Source organism: Marisediminicola antarctica, assembly GCF_009930795.1.
GTDB classification, from domain to species: Bacteria; Actinomycetota; Actinomycetes; order Actinomycetales; family Microbacteriaceae; genus Marisediminicola; species Marisediminicola antarctica.
Genome location: NZ_CP017146.1, coordinates 2,535,297 through 2,554,822, shown reverse-complemented (window position 1 = coordinate 2,554,822; position 19,526 = coordinate 2,535,297). Strand labels below are relative to the sequence as shown.

General features: G+C 67.4%; 15 protein-coding genes. 12 read left to right on the top strand and 3 right to left on the bottom strand.

Annotated elements, in window-relative coordinates; genetic code table 11:
* Positions 1-47 precede the first annotated feature (47 nt).
* Positions 48-2,075, bottom strand: a complete 2,028-nt coding sequence (acs, locus tag BHD05_RS11925) for an acetate--CoA ligase (RefSeq protein WP_202614208.1) — start codon at positions 2,073-2,075, stop codon at positions 48-50.
* A complete protein-coding gene (locus BHD05_RS11920; protein WP_236966748.1) occupies positions 2,072-2,599 on the bottom strand; it encodes a flavin reductase family protein in 528 nt (175 codons plus the stop codon). The genes acs and BHD05_RS11920 overlap by 4 nt, the downstream gene beginning before the upstream one ends.
* A 284-nt stretch (positions 2,600-2,883) precedes the next feature.
* Here BHD05_RS11920 and BHD05_RS11915 point away from each other — a divergent pair, with 284 nt between their 5' ends.
* From BHD05_RS11915 to BHD05_RS11900, 4 genes are all read left to right on the top strand, one after another.
* On the top strand, positions 2,884-4,317 hold the full coding sequence (locus BHD05_RS11915) for an SPFH domain-containing protein (protein ID WP_161886627.1): 1,434 nt from the start codon (positions 2,884-2,886) through the stop codon (positions 4,315-4,317).
* Between the two features lie 161 nt (positions 4,318-4,478).
* Positions 4,479-6,683 carry a glycosyltransferase gene (locus tag BHD05_RS11910; RefSeq protein WP_161886626.1) on the top strand — a complete coding sequence of 735 codons (2,205 nt, stop codon included), beginning with the start codon at positions 4,479-4,481 and terminating at the stop codon, positions 6,681-6,683.
* Entirely contained in the window at positions 6,680-7,993 is a 1,314-nt protein-coding gene (locus BHD05_RS11905; protein ID WP_161886625.1) for a glycosyltransferase, read from the top strand. Before BHD05_RS11910 ends, BHD05_RS11905 begins: the two co-directional genes overlap by 4 nt.
* 105 nt (positions 7,994-8,098) lie before the next feature.
* Positions 8,099-8,878 carry a Pr6Pr family membrane protein gene (locus tag BHD05_RS11900; protein WP_161886624.1) on the top strand — a complete coding sequence of 260 codons (780 nt, stop codon included), beginning with the start codon at positions 8,099-8,101 and terminating at the stop codon, positions 8,876-8,878.
* Here the strand turns inward: BHD05_RS11900 and BHD05_RS11895 are convergent.
* Positions 8,762-10,153, bottom strand: coding sequence for a flavin monoamine oxidase family protein (locus BHD05_RS11895; protein WP_161886623.1), 1,392 nt, complete (start codon positions 10,151-10,153; stop codon positions 8,762-8,764). The two genes, BHD05_RS11900 and BHD05_RS11895, sit on opposite strands and share 117 nt — an antisense overlap.
* 287 nt (positions 10,154-10,440) lie before the next feature.
* On the opposite strand from BHD05_RS11895, the gene BHD05_RS11890 reads away from it, so the two are divergent.
* From BHD05_RS11890 to BHD05_RS11860, 8 genes are all read left to right on the top strand, one after another.
* Entirely contained in the window at positions 10,441-10,983 is a 543-nt protein-coding gene (locus tag BHD05_RS11890; RefSeq protein ID WP_161886622.1) for a hypothetical protein, read from the top strand.
* 13 nt (positions 10,984-10,996) lie between these two features.
* On the top strand, positions 10,997-12,286 hold the full coding sequence (locus BHD05_RS11885; RefSeq protein WP_418763808.1) for an MFS transporter: 1,290 nt from the start codon (positions 10,997-10,999) through the stop codon (positions 12,284-12,286).
* The gene (locus tag BHD05_RS11880) at positions 12,283-13,299 is read left to right on the top strand and encodes a TolB-like translocation protein (protein WP_161886621.1); all 1,017 of its coding nucleotides are present in this window, start codon (positions 12,283-12,285) and stop codon (positions 13,297-13,299) included. The genes BHD05_RS11885 and BHD05_RS11880 overlap by 4 nt, the downstream gene beginning before the upstream one ends.
* 63 nt (positions 13,300-13,362) lie before the next feature.
* Positions 13,363-14,319 (top strand): right-handed parallel beta-helix repeat-containing protein, encoded by a 957-nt coding sequence (locus tag BHD05_RS15785; protein WP_202614207.1) that lies wholly within the window; start codon positions 13,363-13,365, stop codon positions 14,317-14,319.
* 246 nt (positions 14,320-14,565) lie between these two features.
* Entirely contained in the window at positions 14,566-16,305 is a 1,740-nt protein-coding gene (locus BHD05_RS11875; RefSeq protein ID WP_161886620.1) for a cell wall-binding repeat-containing protein, read from the top strand.
* A 180-nt stretch (positions 16,306-16,485) separates the two neighbouring features.
* On the top strand, positions 16,486-17,679 hold the full coding sequence (locus BHD05_RS15780) for a right-handed parallel beta-helix repeat-containing protein (RefSeq protein WP_202614206.1): 1,194 nt from the start codon (positions 16,486-16,488) through the stop codon (positions 17,677-17,679).
* Positions 17,680-17,780: 101 nt separating this feature from the next.
* Complete coding sequence (locus BHD05_RS11865; RefSeq protein WP_161886619.1) at positions 17,781-18,680, top strand: glycosyltransferase family 2 protein; 900 nt, start codon at positions 17,781-17,783, stop codon at positions 18,678-18,680.
* Positions 18,677-19,525, top strand: a complete 849-nt coding sequence (locus tag BHD05_RS11860) for a glycosyltransferase (RefSeq protein ID WP_161886618.1) — start codon at positions 18,677-18,679, stop codon at positions 19,523-19,525. The genes BHD05_RS11865 and BHD05_RS11860 overlap by 4 nt, the downstream gene beginning before the upstream one ends.
* Position 19,526: the final 1 nt, after the last annotated feature.

Here is a 19,526-nt window from a genome sequence, read left to right as displayed (position 1 = left end):
TCAGAGGCGATGGTCCCTGGTGGTGGCGCAGGGGCCCCGGCGGGTAGCTAGCGCCCGGCCTCGATTATTAGCTCGATCTGCCCTGGCGTCGTCTCATCCTGTAGCGAGGTCGTGTCGCCGAGGGGCCGCCCGTCGACGATGTCGCCGAGCAGGCGCCGCATGATCTTGCCCGAGCGGGTCTTCGGCAGGTCGGGAACGATGAACACGTCCCGGGGTTTGGCGACAGGACCGATCTGGTCGGCGATGTGCGCCCGCAGCAGCGGCGTGAGCTCATCGCGGAGGGTGACCCAGGCGGCCGGGTCGCGCGGGTCCGCCGGCGAGACGGCGGGGATCACGAACGCGGCGATGGCCTCGCCCGTCGTCGGGTCCGCGACGCCGACGACGCCGGCCTCGCCGACCGCGGGGTGGGAGACGAGGGCCGACTCGATCTCGATCGTGGAGAGGCGGTGCCCGGCGACGTTGATCACGTCGTCGACCCGGCCGAGCAGCCAGATGTCCCCGTCGTCGTCGTACTTGGCGCCGTCGCCAGAGAAGAAGTAGCCCTGCTCGGCAAACCTGGCCCAGTACGAGTCGCGGTAGCGCTCCGGGTTTCCCCACACGGTGCGCGCCATCCCCGGCCAGGTACCCTCGATGACGAGGTAGCCTCCCGATCCGAGCGGCACCTCGTCGCCGGCGTCGTTGACGACACGGGTCGTCAGGCCCGGCAGGGCGCGCAGTGCCGAACCCGGCTTGAGCGTCGAGACGCCCGGCAGCGGAGCCATGACTGCCGCGCCCGTCTCTGACTGCCACCAGGTGTCGACGATCGGTGCGGTGCCGGCTCCGAGATGCTCGCGAAACCAGACCCACGCCTCGGGGTTGATTGCCTCGCCCACCGAGCCGAGCAGGCGGATGCTCGACAGGTCGAACTCCGCGGGCACGCCGTCCTTAAACCACGTCATGAAGGTGCGGATGAGGGTCGGTGCCGTGTAATACGTCGTGACGCCATAGCGCTCGATGATCTCGAAGTGCCGGCCCGGATGCGGGGTGTTGGGGGTGCCCTCGTAGATGACCGAGGTCGTGCCGTTCGACAGCGGTCCGTAGTGCACGTAGCTGTGCGCGGTGACCCACGCCAGGTCGGCCGTGCACCAGTGCACGTCGTCGTCCTTCGCATCGAAGACCGCCCAGTGGCTCCACGACGCGTGGGTCAGGTAGCCGCCGCTCGAGTGCACGAGGCCCTTCGGCGTGCCGGTCGTGCCCGACGTGTAGATGATGAACAGCGGAGTCTCGGCGTCGAAGAATTCCGCCTGGTGCGTGTCGGGCGCTCGGTCAACGCTCTCGTGCCACCAGACATCCCGGCCCGGCGTCCACGGCAGGTCGGGTGTCAGGTCGCCGGTGCGGCGGACCACGAGAACGTGCTCGATGGACGCGACGCCGTCGACGGCGGCGTCGGCAGCGGACTTCACCGCGACGGCCGCTCCGCGCCGGTACTGGCCGTCGGTCGTGACGAGGAGCTTCGCGCCGGTGTCCTCGATGCGGAATCGCAGCGCCTCCGCCGAGAAGCCGCCGAAGACGAGCGAGTGCACCGCGCCGAGGCGCGCGATGGCGAGGGTGATGATGATGGTCTCCGGTATGACCGGGAGGTAGAGCACGACCCGATCGCCCTGCACGATGCCGAGACCGGTGAGGGTGTTCGCCGCCTTCGCGACCTCACGCTCGAGTTCGGCGTAGGTGATCGTGCGGCGGTCGCCCGGCTCTCCCTCGAAGTAGAAGGCGACCTTGCCGCCGCGGCCTGCGGCGACGTGCCGGTCGACGCAGTTCACAGCGACGTTGAGCCGCCCGCCCGCGAACCACTCGGCGCGGGGGATCGACAGGGTGCCGTCGGACTGGGGCAGCGCGGGCTCCCAGCTGTGGTCGGTGTGCCAGGGCTCGGCCCAGTCGAGGCGCTTCGCCTGCTCGGACCAGAATGCCACGGGGTCGGCCGCGGCGAGGTCCCACCAGGTGCCGTCGACGTTGGCCTGGGCGGCGAAGGCGGCCGGGGCCGGGTAGCGGCGGTTCTCGGTGAGGAGGTTGCGGATGGAGCCGTCGTTCTGACTCACGCGGGGATCCGAGAGTGCGACCCCAGCCGGTGCCACGTGCGGTTGTGGTAGACGAGCGGCTCAGCTTCGGGCGCATCATCGGCGTCGGTGGGCACTCTGCCGCTCTCCGACACGTTGGACTGGAGGGCATGCACCGCGATGACAGTGGAGGTCCCCGCATCCATCCGGCTGATGATCCTGCCCCGGATCCACACCGGGGCAGCGTGGAACACCGGCTCGCCGGTCACCAGTCGGGACCACTCGGGGGTCTGGGCGAAGCGGTCGATCCCGCTCGTCGCGCCGAGCTGGGCGAGCTCGAGCTGATCGGCCTCGAGCAGGTGGACGACGACCGTGTCAGAGGCGGTGATCGTCGCCGAACTCGACGACTGCGCCGAGACCGAGAAGACGAACAGAGGCGGCTCGGCGCTCACCGAGATGACCGAGGTCGCGGTGAGGGCGACCGGCCCCGAGCCGTCGTCGGCGGTGATGAGGGACACCCCGGCGGCGTGGTTGCGGAAGGCGGCCTTGAAGTCGCCCGACGACAGCGAGTCCGCGAAGTGCGCGGCGGCGGCTGGAGCCTGGGCCTGAGCCTGGGCCTGGGCCTGGGCCTGCGCCGTCTGGCTGTGGATCGTCACGAGCTGTCCTCTCGATGAGTCGGTCGCGGCGCTGTCCGCGTGGTGTCGTGTGGTGACCACAGGATGTCCCGTGGGCGGCCGCCGGCGCAAAGCCTGTTACCCCGCGTGACGCCCCTCCGCTGCATCCGGCCCGCACGATAGCATTCAAGGGATCCTCGGGAAAATCCACGGAGTGCCACGAAAGGCCCACTAAGTTGCTTGATTTCGCGTCGCAAACCCTCACCACTGCCCTCACCATTACGGCAGTCGCCCTTGTGGTCCTTGCCGTGCTGTTCACGCTCGTGCGGAGCATCAAGGTCGCGAAGCCCGATGAGGCGATCATCGTCACCTCGCGCCAACGCACCCTCAAGCCGGGCGACGCGCAGACCGAGAACGCGGGCCAGCGGGTCGTCTTCGGCTCGCGGGTCTTCGTCAAGCCGATCGTGGAGGCCCATTTCAAGCTGAGCCTGCGAAGCCGCCAGCTGAACGTGCAGGCGACGGCCCAGACCAGGGACGCGATCACCATCAAGGTCAACGCGGTCGCCGTCGTCAAGGTCGGCGGCTCCGAGTCGATGGTGCGCGCGGCGGCCCAGCGATTCCTCAACCAGCAGGACCAGATCGAGTCGTCGACCGAGGAGGTGCTGAGCGGCTCCGTCCGCTCCATCGTTGGGCAGCTCACCGTAACCGAGATCATCACCAACCGCTCGGCGCTGCAGGGCCAGGTGCTCGAGGCCGTGCGCGAGTCGCTCGACGTGCAGGGCCTTGAGATCGACACCCTGCAGATCAAGGAGATCGACGACGACCACGGCTACATCCGCGACCTGGGACGCGGCGAGGCTGCTCGGGTCAAGCAGGTCGCCGAGATCGCCGAGTCGGTGTCGCGCCAGGCCTCTGAGGAGGCCAGGATCGGCGCCGACCAGGCCGTCGCCGAGCAGCAGCGCAAGCTCGACCTGCGCAACGCCGAGATCCAGAAGGAGACCGACAAGGCCAGGGCCGAGGCTGCGGCGGCCAAGCCGCTCGCCGAGGCGATCGCCCAGCAAGAGGTCATCTCCCAGCAGGAGGTGACCGCCAGCAAGCGTGTTGGGCTGCGCAAGCAGGAGCTCGACGCCGAGATCCGTGCCGTCGCGGATGCCGAGGCGTACGCGGTCGAGAAAAACGCCGAAGCATCCGCCACCGCGAGCGTCGCTGCCGCGAATGCCGACCGCGACCGGCGCAAGTCCGCCGCCGAGGCCGTCGAGGCCGAGGGTGTCGCCGAGAAAAACCGCCGAATCGCCGCAGCCCAGGCGCTGCAGGCCGAGGGCGAGGCTGAGGCCAACTCGATCCGGGTCAAGGGGGCCGCCGAGGCCGAGGCGACGAGGGCCCGCGCGGATGCGCTCGACGAGCGGGCAGAGGACCTCCTCCGCCAGCAGATCATCAGTCAGCTTCCCGAGATCGTGCGCGCGGCATCCGAACCCCTGTCGGCGATCGGCACCATGACGATCATCGCGACGGACGGGAGCGGAACCGAGCAGGTCGGCCAGAGCGTCGCGAGCCAGCTTGCCACCTCCACTCAGATCATCCGGGATCTGGTCGGAATCGACCTCTCCGAGATCATCACAGGCCGGTCGACGGGCGCCGCTGTAGGTAAGGCGATCGGAGAGAACCTCTAGTTTTCCGGACCGGGTGCTCCAGCTCCCAGTGGACCGTCAGGCAACGCTCCGGTTGAGAGTGTTTAGTAAGAAGATCTGACGCGTGCGCGCGGTGGTGCAATCGGATCGCGGCCGCGATCCGACGATACGGGCTCGTCCCAGCCGCAGAGAGGTACCAGAACGTGGCAACTCATACAGCCCTCGACGCGATGCGTGACGCCGGATCCATCCTGGAAGGAATCCGCAGCGCGGATGACCTGACCGTCGCGGCCAGTCGCGATGGTGGCACGAGGGCGGTCCGGCTGCTCGCACAGGCCGCCAACGACACGAGCGACCAGCTCACCGCCATCGCCGCGGTGCACTCCCTCGCCCAGGTCTTCGATGAGTCGGCCGACGAGGTGCTGATCGGCCTGCTCTCTCACGAACAGCTGTACCTACGGGAGCACGCGGCATGGGCGTTCGGGGCGCGCCTGCCGCGCTTCGACGCGATCGCCGGCCTTGCCGCAATGGTTATCGCGGGCGGGTTCTCGGGCATGCTCGCCCAGCGCACCCTCGAACAGTGGGGGAGTTCCGCTCCAGACCATGTCGGGCTGTCCCTCGAGGGCGCGGTCCTGGGCGTCGATGACGCCAGCGCCAGAGCCCGCCTCGTCGAGACGATCGGGCTCATTCCCGGCCGCATTCCCGAGCGGCTCCTCCGGCGCATCGCCGCCGACACCGACGAGGCCACCGAGGTGCGCTCCGCCGCGATCGCCGGCCTCGGCGACCGCGACCCCACTGACGCGGTCACTCGTATAGTCACGGGCCTTGCCAACGGCACCGGTGAGCTCGCCGACGTGGCCAGGCTCGCTCTGCTCGACCTCACGGCGGGCGTGAACCCCCGCGCTCCGTGGAGCCAGGGGCTCACCATCGCCCAGCTGTTCCTGCACGCCGACATCGACCGTGCCCTGTCCCAGGTCGGGGCGGGCGACAACGGGGGGATCGCGACGCTCCTCGTGCGGCTCGGCGACGCCCTCGTGGCCGGCGACCCCGCGTCCGACGTGCGGGCCGCAGTTGACCGTGACCAGCAGGTGAGCCGCGTGCTGACCCTGTCGCGCGGCAGCTCCGCCGATGCGCTCGCCTGCCTCTCCGAGGTCGGATCGACCCTGTCGGGGCACGCCTTCGCGTCGGTGCCGTTCCCAGGCGAGCCGGTGCCGCTCGCCGAGGCGTGGCCACGTCGGGTCTCCGCACAGCGGGGCATCCGGCGCGTGTTGCGCGCAGCGGGCAGCGTCGACGCCATTCACCTCCGGATGGCCGACATCGGCACCCTCGCGGCGACGACCGTTGCGAGGGAACTCGAGATCCCGGTTGTCTTCACCGTCGCTCCCGACCCGCACGGCGTCATCCACTCGCTCGACGCGAGCGGAACCCTCACCCGGGCGAACTTCGGCAGCATCGACGAACGTGAGCACTTCTGGTTCCGCGCCCGACTCGTGCAGCGTCTCGCCGCCGACGCCGCCCACACGGTGTTGTTTCCGCGGGCCGACCTCGGGCGCACGATGCGCGACCTCGTCGGCATCGACATCGCAGCCCACCCCGAGCGGCACTCCGTGGTCGCCGAGGGCATCGATATCGGTGTGATCGAGTCCGCCTGCGCCGACGCGCGCGCGGCGGCAGGGCAGGGTGGCTCCGAGGTGCCCGCCACCGGGACCGCCTTCGAGACGCTCGACGCTCTGCTGTCTGCCCTTCCCGAATCTCGCCGGATGCTCCCGCTCGCCATCACGGTCGGCCGTCTCCACCGGGTGAAGGGCATGGCGACCCTCGTCGAGACCTGGGCCGCGGACGAGGAGTTGCGCACACGCTGCAACCTCCTGATCATCGGCGGCGATCTCGAGAATCCCTCCACCGACGAACGCGAGCAGCTCGACCGAATCACCGCAGCCCTCCCCGGCGATGTCGGCTCGAGCGGGCTGATCCTCGCGGGGCACCGTGCCAATGACACCGCAGCCCGCTGGCTCGCCGCTGCCAGGTTCGGCCGGCCCGGTCTCGCCGCACCGCACGGCGTCTACGTCTGCGCGAGCATGAAGGAAGAGTTCGGGATCGCCCTGCTCGAGGCCATGGCGACGGGACTGCCCGTCGTGGCGCCGGCCGCGGGCGGGCCCGCTACCTACGTCGAGCAGGGAGTCACCGGATTCCTCGTCGACACGAGCGACCGCACAGCTCTTGCCACCGGGATCTCCGACGCGCTCGACGCCGCCGTCGGACCGTTCGGTCCGGAGAATGCCCAGCGCGCAAGCGACATGGTTGCCGGCACCTTCACCATCCAGGGCATGGCCACGACGCTCGCGACCGTCTATCGGGACGTCGCGGGTGCCAACGAGGTCATCGACTGGGCGTTCAGCACCTCGTGACCCTGCTCATCATCAGCCCCGACTACGCTTCCCACCTCTACCCGCTCGCCACCCTCGGAACGGCGTGGCAGGCCGCGGGGGAGCGCGTCGTCGTCGCGACCGGACCGGCGACAGACGCGATCGTGGAATCGTTCGGATTCGAGCGGGTGCACCTCCAACTCGGCCGCGGCTCCAACCCCGGAGTCATCCGCGCCGAGGACCAACCCACAGGCGAGGACGATGCCCTGCGCGGCTTCTTCGACGCCACCCGCGTCGGGATGGTCGAGACGCTCGCCTTTCAGGCCGCGGCCCGCAGCGACGACCTGCTGTGGAATCCTGTCGCCGTCGCTCGTGACGTGCAGCGGATCGTGGCCGAGGTTCGCCCCGACCAGGTAATCGTCGACCACCTCGCGTTCAGCGCCAGGCTCGCGCTCACGAGTGCGGGAATCGCCCACGCCGATGTCGTCCTCGGCCATCCCTCCGCACTGCCGGTCGGCGACGAGGTCTACGGCTATCCGCCGGACTGGCCCCACGCCTTCGATCCGTCCCCGGATGCCCTCGAGTCCCTGCTGCGCCTCTGCGAGCGCGTGCGCGACGACTTCACCGCGCAATGGAATGAGGCGCTCCGCCAACTCGACCCCGGCGCCGTCCCGAGCCGTGATGCCTTCGCCGAGAGCGGCGACCTGCTCCTGCTCAACTACCCGCAGGAACTGCACGATTCCGTCCGCGGTGAGCTCCTGCCGCCGCACGCCTTCCTCGGATCCGCCGTGCGCACCGAGGCGCCCGACGCGGAGGTGGAACGGTGGCTCGCCGAGAACGACATCCCCATCGTCTACGTCAGCTTCGGCAGCTTCCTCTCGGTGCGGGGCGACGTGCTCGCACGCGTAGCCGACGCCCTCCGCGGGCTCGACGTGCGGGTCGCGCTCGCGACCGGATCGACAGACGCCGACGAGCTCGGCGCTATCCCGGACAGCTGGCTCGTGCGGGGCTTCCTGCCCCAGGTGCGACTACTCGAACATTCAGCCATCGCCGTCTCGCACGGGGGAAACAACTCGGTGACCGAATCGATGACGGCGGGGGTCCCGATGCTGTTGCTGCCGTTCTCGACTGACCAGTTCGCGGGCGCGGCCGCGATCGCGGCGGCCGGATTCGGCGAAGCACTCGATCCGAACGGCGCCTCGGCCTCGGAGCTGCGCGCCGCCGTCGAGCGGATTCTCTCCGCATCCGGCGCGAACCGCCACGCTCTCGTGAGACTCGGGGAGTCGCTCGCGGGCGGCACCGGACCGCGGCGTGCCCGCGAGGCGATGCTCGAAGCCATCTCGATCGGGTGAGCGCGATTCTTGTGGGATAGAATCGAGCCTTGCCCCGGGAGCCTCGCGCGCTAGTGGCCGGATCGCCATCACTCGGCCGCGTGGGCCGCGGCGGAGGAGGGGCGCATGCGCAAAGCCTTTGGAGTCGCCAGACTCGTCGCTGGCGCGCTCGGCATTCTGGTGCTCGCGCTGCACCTCGACTACAGCCTCGGATCCGGAGCCTGGGCTCTGCCCAATTTCTTCAGCTACTTCACCATGCAGAGCGCGATCGGCGCGGTCATCCTCTGGATAATCGGCGGCGTGATCGCCCTGCGGAGGCCGGCGGATCCGCGCTGGGTCCTCACCGCGAGGATGCTGATGACGACCTATCAGGTCGTCTCCGGCATTGTCTACACGATCATCGTGGCGCAGGCCGTCGCCAGGGGAGTGTCGATCCAGGTTCCGTGGACGAGCCAGGTGCTGCACTACTGGATGCCCGCCTACGCCCTCGTCGACTGGCTGCTCGCGCCCAGGCGGGCGAGCATCGGCTGGATCTCGCTGCGGGGCGTCCTCGCGTTTCCGATCGCCTGGGGGGCGTTCACGATGGCGCGCGGGGCAATGGTCGGCTGGTACCCGTACTTCTTCCTCGACCCGCACCAGATGAGCGGGCCGGTGGAATTCGCCGCTAACGGCGCGATCGTGCTGTCGTTCATCATGCTGATCGCGGCGATTCTGATTCTCGCCAGCCGGTACCTGCCCAGGCCCGGCCGCCCGCCCGGGTTCAACCTCGACAGGCCGCGGCGGGGCGCATCAGGCCGGGGAGAACGGTTCGAGGCTCGCCCTGGCCCGGAGGATGACCTCCTCGTCGTCCAGCTCGGCAAGGGCGGCAGCCCTCTCACCTCCGACGAGCCCGATCAGGATAGGTGACCCGGTCGCCGGTTCCAGGTTGATCCACGAGGTGATGTCGAGGTCGCCGCCGACCACGGTCCAGTGCACGGCATCGGTATTCCAGAACGCCTCACCGAATCGCAGCCAGATCTTGTCGACTGTGCCGACCTCGACTCCGATCATTGCGAGCGTGTGGCTGAGCGGCAGCTGCGGTTCGAACTTGATGTTCCGGCTCTTGAGCACGCCGAGAGGAACGGCGACGACCACGCGGTCGGCTTGCAGCGACTCTCCCGTCGCGAACCGGATGCTCACGCCCTCGTCGCCGTAGGCAACCTCGGAGACGACATTGCTCGTCCAGACCGCGACGGAGTCGAGGGCATCGGTCACGAGCTCCTGGAAGCCGCCGAGCACGATCGTGTCGGTCGTCCTGGCCCCATCGGCGAGCCCGAAGCGCACCGACAGCTCATCCGGGTCCGCGCCGAAGCGGATCGCGACATCGTTGCGAAGGTAGCTCTGCAGCCAGTCGGCGTCACCGACCAGCGCGTCCTCCGGCCGCGCCACCGGCGGCACCAGATCGAGCGCGTTCGCCAGCGTGACGTCGCCGGGGAGCGCGGTAGCGGCGGCAATCGCGCCGGCGACGATGTCGGCGCCGACGGTCGACTCGTCGAGTTCGACTCCCTCGGGGGTGCGGATGGCCCTGGTGGGGTCGAGCTCCTGCGTTTCGATGTCCAGTCGCGACAGTTCGGCGACGATCTCGGGCGAGGTCGCGGAGTCGAACCGGCCGGCGCCGAGCTCGACCGGCACCACCCAGTCATCCGACGCAACGGTCTTGATGCGCCCGCCGACGCGCTCGCTCGCCTCGAGCACGGTCACCTCAAACCCGGCGTCGACGAGCGACCTGGCAGCGGCGGCACCTGCGGCACCGGCACCGATCACGGCGATCCGCTCGGTCGGCTCCGCCACGGCGATGATCTCTTCGGCCGCGCGCTGTCCCGACCCCCACGCGCCGGCGACCGTTCCCGGCTGCGTGGTGGAGGTCGCCTCGCCGGCGAAGAACACCCGGTCGGCGACCGAGCGGGCCAGAGCGTCGCGCTGGTCCGGATTCGAGCCGACGCCGAGATAGCTGAAGGCGCCGAGGGCGAAGGGATCCGCCGACCACGACGATCGGACCATGCCGGCGGGCTCAGGAATCGGGATGTCGTCGGGGGTCGCGGTCGGCGTTGGTCGCGGTTCCGGCTCTGGGCCGGTGCACGCACTCACCGCGACGAGGGTGAGGCCCGTTGCCGTGCCGAAGATGAAGCTGCGTCGCTGCACCTGTGGCTCCCTTCATCCCGGCACATAGGTCATGCCGCCTCGGTCACCCAATTGTCTCTCACCTTGGCGGCTCCGTGTCGTGCGTGGGTCCGGAGCTGGTGAAGCTGCACCGCCCGGTTTCCAGTCAATTCAAGGGGGGCACTCGTCATGAGACAACTGATAGCCTCAACTTCTACTATGACCGGGAACCCGAACCCTTTCACTGCGCAGACGGTCGCCAGCGCCGCCGCGACCGGGTTCGGCGTGTGCTCTCACCGCCGCGAGCGGCGCGCATGAGGCGCCGCCCGGTGGTCATCACGATCATCGTCCTCGCGGCCGCCGCTGTGATCACCGTGATCGTGATCGCGATCATCGGTCCCGCCGGTTCGGGCGACCGGGACGCGTCGACTTCCACTGTCGAGAGGAGCTCCGAGGTTCCGGAATTCAGTGAGGCATCCACTCCGCCGCTTCCACTGCCGGCCGACGAAGGGTCGCTCGTCGCGGCCCCGCTGCCGGAGTCGGGATCGGCCGAGGGCGACGTTGTCGAGGGATTCCCGCGCGATGTTATCCCCGTCGCCCCCGACTCGGAGGTCGACAGCACCTCTCTCGCGGTCGAGGGCGATCGGGTGCAGGCCGGGCTCACCGCACGTTCCACGAATGCCGCCAACGCCGTTATCGATCACTACCGGGCCGTATTCACCTCGCTGGGCCTCACCGAACGCGAGACGGATGCCGTGGCCGGCTCGACCGCGCTCGTATTCACCCGCGGGGCCGACAACATCACCCTGACCGTTGCGGAACGTGCCGATGGCACCGCGTACACGGTCGTGGGCGTGTTCACCGCGAAATGACCGGGGAGGCCGCGTGTACATTTCGCTGAGGAGCGCACCCGACGACATGCGCCCCCAGGGCGCCGGCAGGGGTGCCAAGGTCTCATCGGTGGTGATCACCCTCGGCATCGTGAGCATGCTCACGGACATCTCGTCCGAGTCGGTATCGGCAATCCTGCCGCTGTACATCACGGGAGTCATCGGGCTATCCACCATCGCCTATGGCTTCCTCGACGGCATCTACCAGGGCATCAGCGCCTTCGTGCGCATTGCTGCCGGCTGGGCATCGGACCGGGGCGGGCAACCGAAGTGGGTGGCATTCTTCGGGTACGGGCTGTCGGCGCTCGCGCGGGTCGGACTGCTCTTCGCGAGCGGGTTCGCCGCGCTCACGGCCGTCATCACGGTCGACCGGCTCGGGAAGGGCATCCGGACGGCCCCGCGCGATGCGCTCATCAGCGCGTCATCGGATCCAGACAACCTCGGCCGATCCTTCGGAACCCACCGCATGCTCGACACGGTTGGTGCTGCGCTGGGACCGCTGCTCGCGTTCGTCATCCTCTTCCTCATCCCCGATGGCTACAGCACCGTGTTCGTCGTCTCGCTCGCCTTCGCCCTTCTCGGTGTGGCACTGCTCGGAATCGTCGTGCCGAACATTCGCCCCGCCGAGGGGCCTTCCGAGGGGCCTTCCGAGGGGCGTTCCGACAGGCCCGCCGCGACGCAACCCGCAGCGCCACGGTTCCGGTGGAACCAGCTCACCGATCCCCGGCTGAGGCGGCTCCTCGTCGCGGCAGGGCTCCTCGGGTTGCTCACGATTGGCGACGGTTTCATCTACCTCCTGCTCCAGACCAGGGGAGCCTTCGCCGCGGAATACTTCCCCCTGCTCTACGTGGGCACGAATCTCACGTTCCTCGCCCTCGCGATCCCGTTCGGACGCCTCGCCGACAGGGTCGGTCGCGCGCGCATTTTCGTTGTCGGGCACCTCGCTCTGCTCGCGGCCTACGTCGTTGCGGCGCTGCCGGTCAACGGCGCTCTGCTCACGATCGCCTGCCTGCTGCTGCTCGGGATGTTCTATGCCGCGACCGACGGCATCCTCGCCGCACTCGCCTCCCAGTTCACGCCGCCGGAGGCGAGAGCAACCGGCATCGCCGCAGCCCAGACAGTCGTCGCCCTCTCGCGTCTCGTCGCCTCGACCACGTTCGGGCTGCTCTGGTTCCTGTACGGCAGCCAGGCCGCCGTCATCGGGGTGGCCGTGGCCCTTGCGATCGTCATCCCCGTCGTGGCGTTGCTGCTGCGCCGGCCAGCGCGAGTGCGGGCCGACGCGTGACGGGCCGGTCCCGGTGGTGGCTGCTCTCCGCCATCGCAGCCCTGGTCATGACCGCCGCCACGGTCTACGGGGTGGGCGAGTGGCGACGGTACCAGTCACTCCAGGCGGCACCGAGCTCCGTCGACGTCGCGACCGGCCCCTCCCTCAGCGGCCCCCGCGTGATTTTTCGAAACACGGCGGTCGGGGACGACTACGGCCGTGTGGCCGCTGTTCCACTGGATGACCCTGGGGCGCCCCGCGCCGTTTCCGATCTCGAGTGCGACAGGGTCGACGCGACGCCGGAGCGAACGGTCTGCCTGAGAACGGTGCGGGGCGTCGTTACCACCTTCGAGGCAACGGTGTACGGTGCCGATGGCACTCAGGAGAGCAGCTGGCCGCTCCCGGGCATCCCGAGCCGCACGCGGCTTTCCGAGAGCTCTCGCCTGGTCGCAACCACTGCGTTCGTCACCGGCCACAGCTATGTGGCGGTCGGTTTCTCAACCGAAACCGTCGTGACAGACACCGTCGCGGGGACCAGCGCCAACATCCAGGAATTCGAGTTCACGGTCGACGGGCGCCGCGTGACGAGCCCCGACCGCAACATGTGGGGCGTCACCTTCGCAGCCGACGACAACACGTTCTTCGCGACGGCGGCATCGGGAGGACAGACATGGCTCGTCGAGGGGGATCTCGCCGCACGCACGCTCGTTGCGATCAAGCAGGGTGCGGAGTGCCCCTCTCTCTCACCGGACGGGAGTCGTCTCGCATACAAGAAAGATCTCGATCCTGGCGCGGATGCCCGGTGGGCAATCGCCGTTCTCGACCTCGCGACCGGTGTCGAGGTCGTGCTCCCTGGCGAGCAGAGCATCGATGACCAGGCGGAATGGCTCGACGACGGCACGGTGCTTTACGGCCTTCCCCGCATTGACGCGGTCGGTGACAACGACATCTGGGCGGTCGCGGCGGACGGGTCCAGCGATCCTGTTGTCTTCATCGAACGTGCGATGTCTCCAGCCGTTGTTCGCGAGGGGTGACCGGTGACCAGCCCGGGAATGCAACCGAATCGCCCCGCTGTCCGGCGATTCACCACTCGTGCGGTGCGGTGGTGGATTGCGGGAGCAGTGGTGCTCGCCGTCGTCGTGGTCGGAATCAGCGTCTGGAACGCTGCCTATCGCTCCCCGGAGGGTGGAGACGGGGGCCAACGCCAGGCTGAGTCGGCCGAGCCGACCGAGCCGACCGAGCCGACCGAGCCAAACGAGCCGATTCCCCCTCAGGTGTGGCCGGATGAGTCGAACACGGGCGTGCCAGCGAGCACCGTGCTAAAGCCGTACGACGGACCGTTCACGGTCACCACCGCGGGCACCGTCATCGATGGGTATGACATCAACGGGACGCTCATCATCGATGCGTCGGATGTCACGATCAAGAATTCTCGGGTCACGGGTCGTATCGACACGGGTGATGCGAATAAGAATCCGCGCACCATGATTCAGCGGGTGGAGATTATTGGGCCGTACAACAGTGCTGCCGATGGTGGTTTCGCGGCGGTGGGCTATACCGGGTTCACCTGCGATGGGTGCAACGTGCGCGGCTGGGGCAAGGGATTCGCCCTGTCGGAGGATGTGGTGGTGAAGAACTCGTGGGTGCACGACATCGTCGTGCATGGGGATCCGGCCAACGGCGGGAGCCACAACGAGGCGATCATCAGCTTGGGTGGCAGCAACTTCCAGATTCTGAACAACCGTCTCGATGCCGGCGACGCGCCGAACGTATCGGCATCGCTGGCCATGTACAGCCAGATGGAAGCGTTCAACAACGTGCTCGTTCAGGGGAACCTGTTCGATGGTGGCGGGTACTGCGTGTACGCGGGCCTGGGCGGCTCGTATGGTGCCAGCAACACGAAATTCATCGACAACACCTTCGGGAACAAGTACTCCTCGAAGTGCGGCGGCTACGGCCCCGCTGTCGCGTATGAATCGGGCAACGGAAACGCGTGGACGGGGAATGTGCTGCAGAGTTCAGGTCGCAAGGTTCCCCCTCCGCGGAGCGAGTAGTCCCTTGTTCGCCCGCCGCTAGCCACTGACGCCCCGAAGTGGTCACAGGGCCCCCCTGTTGCCACCTGTATCGGGTTGCTAGCCTCGCCATGTTGGGGTGGTTCTGGATCCGGGGGGATTTCCATGTTGGTTTCTGTGTTTCGTTCGTCGCTTGCCTCGTTGGCGGCTCTCTTGCTGGTTGCCGGGGTCGTGGTAAGCGCGCCTGCTGGCGTGGCGGTTGCCTCAGAGACGAAAACAAGTACGGCTATGTCGGTCCCGGCCGGGATCACGGTATCCCGGATCGGCGGGCTCGATCGTTACGCCGTGGCGAACGCGATTTCCCGAAAGGCGTTCCCCTGGGGTGCAGGCACCGTCTACGTCTCGAGTGGGGACAACTACCCAGACGCGTTGAGTGCCGCTCCGGCCGCGATTGTGCAGGACGCCCCGCTACTACTGACGCGGCCGTCGGCGCTGCCGAGCAGCGTCATCGCCGAGATCAGGCGCCTCGCGCCACGGAAGATTGTCGTGGTCGGAGGGCCGGCTGCGGTGTCGCAGGTCGTGTTCGCGGCGCTGAATCGCCTCGCACCGACCATGAGGATTTCCGGTACCGATCGGTACGCGTCATCGCGGGCTATCGCCCACTACGCCTTTGGCGCCGAAGGAACCAGGGGTGCGTACATCTCGGCTGGAGCGAACTTCCCCGACGCGCTCACCTCCGGGTCGCCCGCGGGGTCGAACGGCGTTCCTGTGCTTCTTGTCGATGGCAGCGCAAACTCGGTGAGCACGGCCACAAAGGGCCTGCTTCACGACCTCGACGTCGACGGTGTGAAGATTGCGGGCAGTACAGCAGCGGTGGCTTCGGGTATCGCCACCTCACTCGCATCGACCGGAATCACAGTGGAACGATTCCACGGAGCGGACCGGTTCGCCACGTCGCTATCGATCAATAAGGATGCCTACAGCCAGAGCGCGACCGCCTACCTCGCGACCGCGTACAACTACCCGGACGCTCTCGCAGGTTCTGTACTTGCTGGCCGGAATTCGGCTCCCCTCTTCATCGTCCCGCCGACGTGCGTTCCCGTCGCCGTTCTGGCCCAGTTCACCCTGCTCGGGGTGCGAAATGTCGTCCTGCTAGGTGGCGCGGGCGCTCTCGGCAACGGGGTCGCCACGCTGACCCCGTGTGGTCGGGTGCCGGCGCCTGCTCCTGCTCCTGCTCCGGTGTCGTCGGGGTGGCCGGATGCGTCGAATACCGGTGTTCCTGCTGGGGTGGCGTTGAAGCCGTATTCGGGGCCGTTCAACATCACGAAGGCGGGCACCGTGATTGATGGGTATGACATCAAGGGTGCGCTGACGATCAGCGCGTCGGATGTCACGATCAAGAATTCTCGGGTCACGGGTCGTATCGACACGGGTGATGCGAATAAGAATCCGCGCACCATGATTCAGCGGGTGGAGATTATTGGGCCGTACAACAGTGCTGCCGATGGTGGTTTCGCGGCGGTGGGCTATACCGGGTTCACCTGCGATGGGTGCAACGTGCGCGGCTGGGGCAAGGGATTCGCCCTGTCGGAGGATGTGGTGGTGAAGAACTCGTGGGTGCACGACATCGTCGTGCATGGGGATCCGGCCAACGGCGGGAGCCACAACGAGGCGATCATCAGCTTGGGTGGCAGCAACTTCCAGATTCTGAACAACCGTCTCGATGCCGGCGACGCGCCGAACGTATCGGCATCGCTGGCCATGTACAGCCAGATGGAAGCGTTCAACAACGTGCTCGTTCAGGGGAACCTGTTCGATGGTGGCGGGTACTGCGTGTACGCGGGCCTGGGCGGCTCGTATGGTGCCAGCAACACGAAATTCATCGACAACACCTTCGGGAACAAGTACTCCTCGAAGTGCGGCGGCTACGGCCCCGCTGTCGCGTATGAATCGGGCAACGGAAACGCGTGGACGGGGAATGTGCTGCAGAGCACCGGCGCACTCGTCGCCACCCCGGGACGCGGCTGATCGCGAAGCATACCGCCATCTATCGATCAGATACATCAGTTCATTCGCAAATCAAGGGCTTTACATAACGACTGTGCATCGCGACGAATCGTCAGCGAGTTTGACGGCCTGAGATCCTTCGTTATAGTCGACGAGTCATAGGGGGCATGCCACTCAAAAGGGGGGCATGAGTGGCGGGTTGTGGTGAAAAGCGGCCTGCAAATGGATCAAAGGTCGTTGTTAATGCGTGATGTCTACAGTTCGGAAAGAAACTCGAATTTCGGGGTGCAACACCGCGGAGCGCATCGCTCACTGCGGCTCTCCGTCGTGGCGTTGGGCAGCGCGGCCGCGCTCTCGGTCAGCGGAATCGGAGCGTTGGGAGCTGCGGCGCACCCGCAAGAGGACACCAGCGCCACCTCGCAGGTCGCCGCTGAAACGAACTGGAGCGGTGGGGAATGGTGGTCGTCGAACCACGGGGACGAGAATAGCGTGAGCGTGGAGGCGACCGTACCTACTCCTGCTCCGGCTCCGGCTCCGGCTCCCGCACCGGCGCCTGCGCCGGCGGCTGCGCCCGTCAAGGCTGCTCCTGCTCCTGCTCCTGCTCCGGTGTCGTCGGGGTGGCCGGATGCGTCGAATACCGGTGTTCCTGCTGGGGTGGCGTTGAAGCCGTATTCGGGGCCGTTCAACATCACGAAGGCGGGCACCGTGATTGATGGGTATGACATCAAGGGTGCGCTGACGATCAGCGCGTCGGATGTCACGATCAAGAATTCTCGGGTCACGGGTCGTATCGACACGGGTGATGCGAATAAGAATCCGCGCACCATGATTCAGCGGGTGGAGATTATTGGGCCGTACAACAGTGCTGCCGATGGTGGTTTCGCGGCGGTGGGCTATACCGGGTTCACCTGCGATGGGTGCAACGTGCGCGGCTGGGGCAAGGGATTCGCCCTGTCGGAGGATGTGGTGGTGAAGAACTCGTGGGTGCACGACATCGTCGTGCATGGGGATCCGGCCAACGGCGGGAGCCACAACGAGGCGATCATCAGCTTGGGTGGCAGCAACTTCCAGATTCTGAACAACCGTCTCGATGCCGGCGACGCGCCGAACGTATCGGCATCGCTGGCCATGTACAGCCAGATGGAAGCGTTCAACAACGTGCTCGTTCAGGGGAACCTGTTCGATGGTGGCGGGTACTGCGTGTACGCGGGCCTGGGCGGCTCGTATGGTGCCAGCAACACGAAATTCATCGACAACACCTTCGGGAACAAGTACTCCTCGAAGTGCGGCGGCTACGGCCCCGCGATCGCGTATGAATCGGGCAACGGAAACGCGTGGACGGGGAATGTGCTGCAGAGCACCGGCGCACTCGTCGCCACCCCGGGACGCGGCTAACCGCTCTCCACGCGCCGAAGTCGGGCGACAACAAGCGGCACCAGGACACACATCCTGGTGCCGCTTCGCGTTTCACGAGTGTGCCGCGCTAATGTGAGCAGATGATCGACTGTCTCGTCATCGTCGTGGCTTATAAGAGCGCTGGTGACCTGCCGGGGCTCATTGAGTCGATTCCGCCGGCGATGAGTGCGCTGAGTTGGCGCGCTATCGTCGTCGACAACTATGGTGACGACGACCTTCGCCAGCGGCTCTCTGGTTACGACCATGTCACGGTGATCGACGCCGGAGCGAACCTTGGCTACTCGGGTGGCCTCAATCACGGCATGGCCCACGCCGAGTCATCGCGGTTCACCCTCTTCCTGAACCCCGATCTCCTGCTCGAACCAGCAGCGGCATCCGCTCTCGTCAGCGCATGTGACACCGCCGGTGTAGTTGCGGCCGTTCCTCTTGTTCTCGATGAATCCGGAGCCCCACAGCCCTCGCTTCGACGGGAACCCACTGTGCTGAGATCGGCTGGTGAGGCGGTCTTCGGTGATCGCTGGCCACGCCGCCCGCACTGGCTGGCCGAGATGATTCGGGACCGCGACGAGTACGCCTCGCCGGCGCCGGTCGACTGGGCCACGGGAGCCGCACTCCTCGTGCGGACCAGCACGATCGAGCTCGTCGGTGAGTGGGACCACACCCGCTTCTTTCTCTATTCCGAGGAGACCGACTACGGTCGTCGAATCCGGGGGTCGGGGGGGCGAATCCTCTTCACTCCGTCTGCGGTCGTGCGCCACCGCGGTGCGGGGTCGGGCACTTCGCACCAGCTCGAGGCGCTGTTGGCCGTAAACAAGGTGCGCTACTTTCGTAAATGGCATGGGCCAATTGCCACAGCCGCATTCTTCGGCGTCGCGGTTCTGCACAACCTTCTGAGGCTGGGTCGGCCAGCAGCGCGCGCCAGCCTCACGGCGCTGCTCTCGCCGCGAGCTCGTCGCGCGCTGCCCGGTTCTTCGAGGTGAAAGCGCCCCTCGGCGCCGTCGTCATCGCCGCCCACAACGAGGAGGCTGTCATAGCGCGCTGCCTCGCGGCACTATCCCCGGTGATCGTGTCGGGTGCGGCGCAGGTGATCGTGGTGTGCAACGGGTGCCGCGACGACACGGCGGCCATTGCACGCCGATTCGAGTCGGTCGAGGTGGTCGAGCTCGATCTCGCTTCGAAGGTGGGCGCCTTGCGAATGGGAGATCAGCTCGCGGGCCCCGGCCCGCGCATCTATCTGGATGCGGATGTGGTGATGACCGGCGCGGCGGCGATGGCCGTGCTCGGCATTCTTTCAACTGGAGGAGCACTCGCGGTCCGCCCGCCGATCAGCTTCGACTCCACCGGCGCGAGCTGGCCCGTGCGGCGGTGGTACGAGCTGAGGGAGAGGATTCCCTCGATCAGCCGTGCTTTGTGGGGTGCCGGCACTTACGCACTCTCTGTCGAGGGGAGGGCGCGTTTCGGAGAGTTCCCCGATATCGTCTCTGACGACCTCTATATCGACAGCCTCTTCTCGGCAGTCGAGACCGATATCGTCGACACTGACCCCGTAATCGTGACGACCCCCCGGAGAACCGGCGACCTGCTCAAGATCCTCATTCGGACCTACCGTACCCAGGGCGATGTGCAACGGAACGCGAGCCGCATTCCGATCTCACGCGGGCAGCAAGGCCAACTCCGCGACATTCTCTCGCTCGTGCGACGAGAGCGGGGCCTGCTCGTTTCTGCTGCCGTCTACGCCGTGCTCATCGTTATTGCCCGGCTGCGGGCCCGGGTCCGGCCACGTCATGGCGCCTGGGAACGAGACAACAGCTCCCGATTCACCTAAG

Excerpts from the sequence above, each read along its gene's own strand:
- BHD05_RS11865 (WP_161886619.1), top strand. The coding sequence starts at position 17,781 with ATGATCGACTGTCTCGTCATCGTCGTGGCTTATAAGAGCGCTGGTGAC.
- BHD05_RS11900 (WP_161886624.1), top strand. The coding sequence starts at position 8,099 with ATGCGCAAAGCCTTTGGAGTCGCCAGACTCGTCGCTGGCGCGCTCGGC.
- BHD05_RS11875 (WP_161886620.1), top strand. The coding sequence starts at position 14,566 with ATGTCGGTCCCGGCCGGGATCACGGTATCCCGGATCGGCGGGCTCGAT.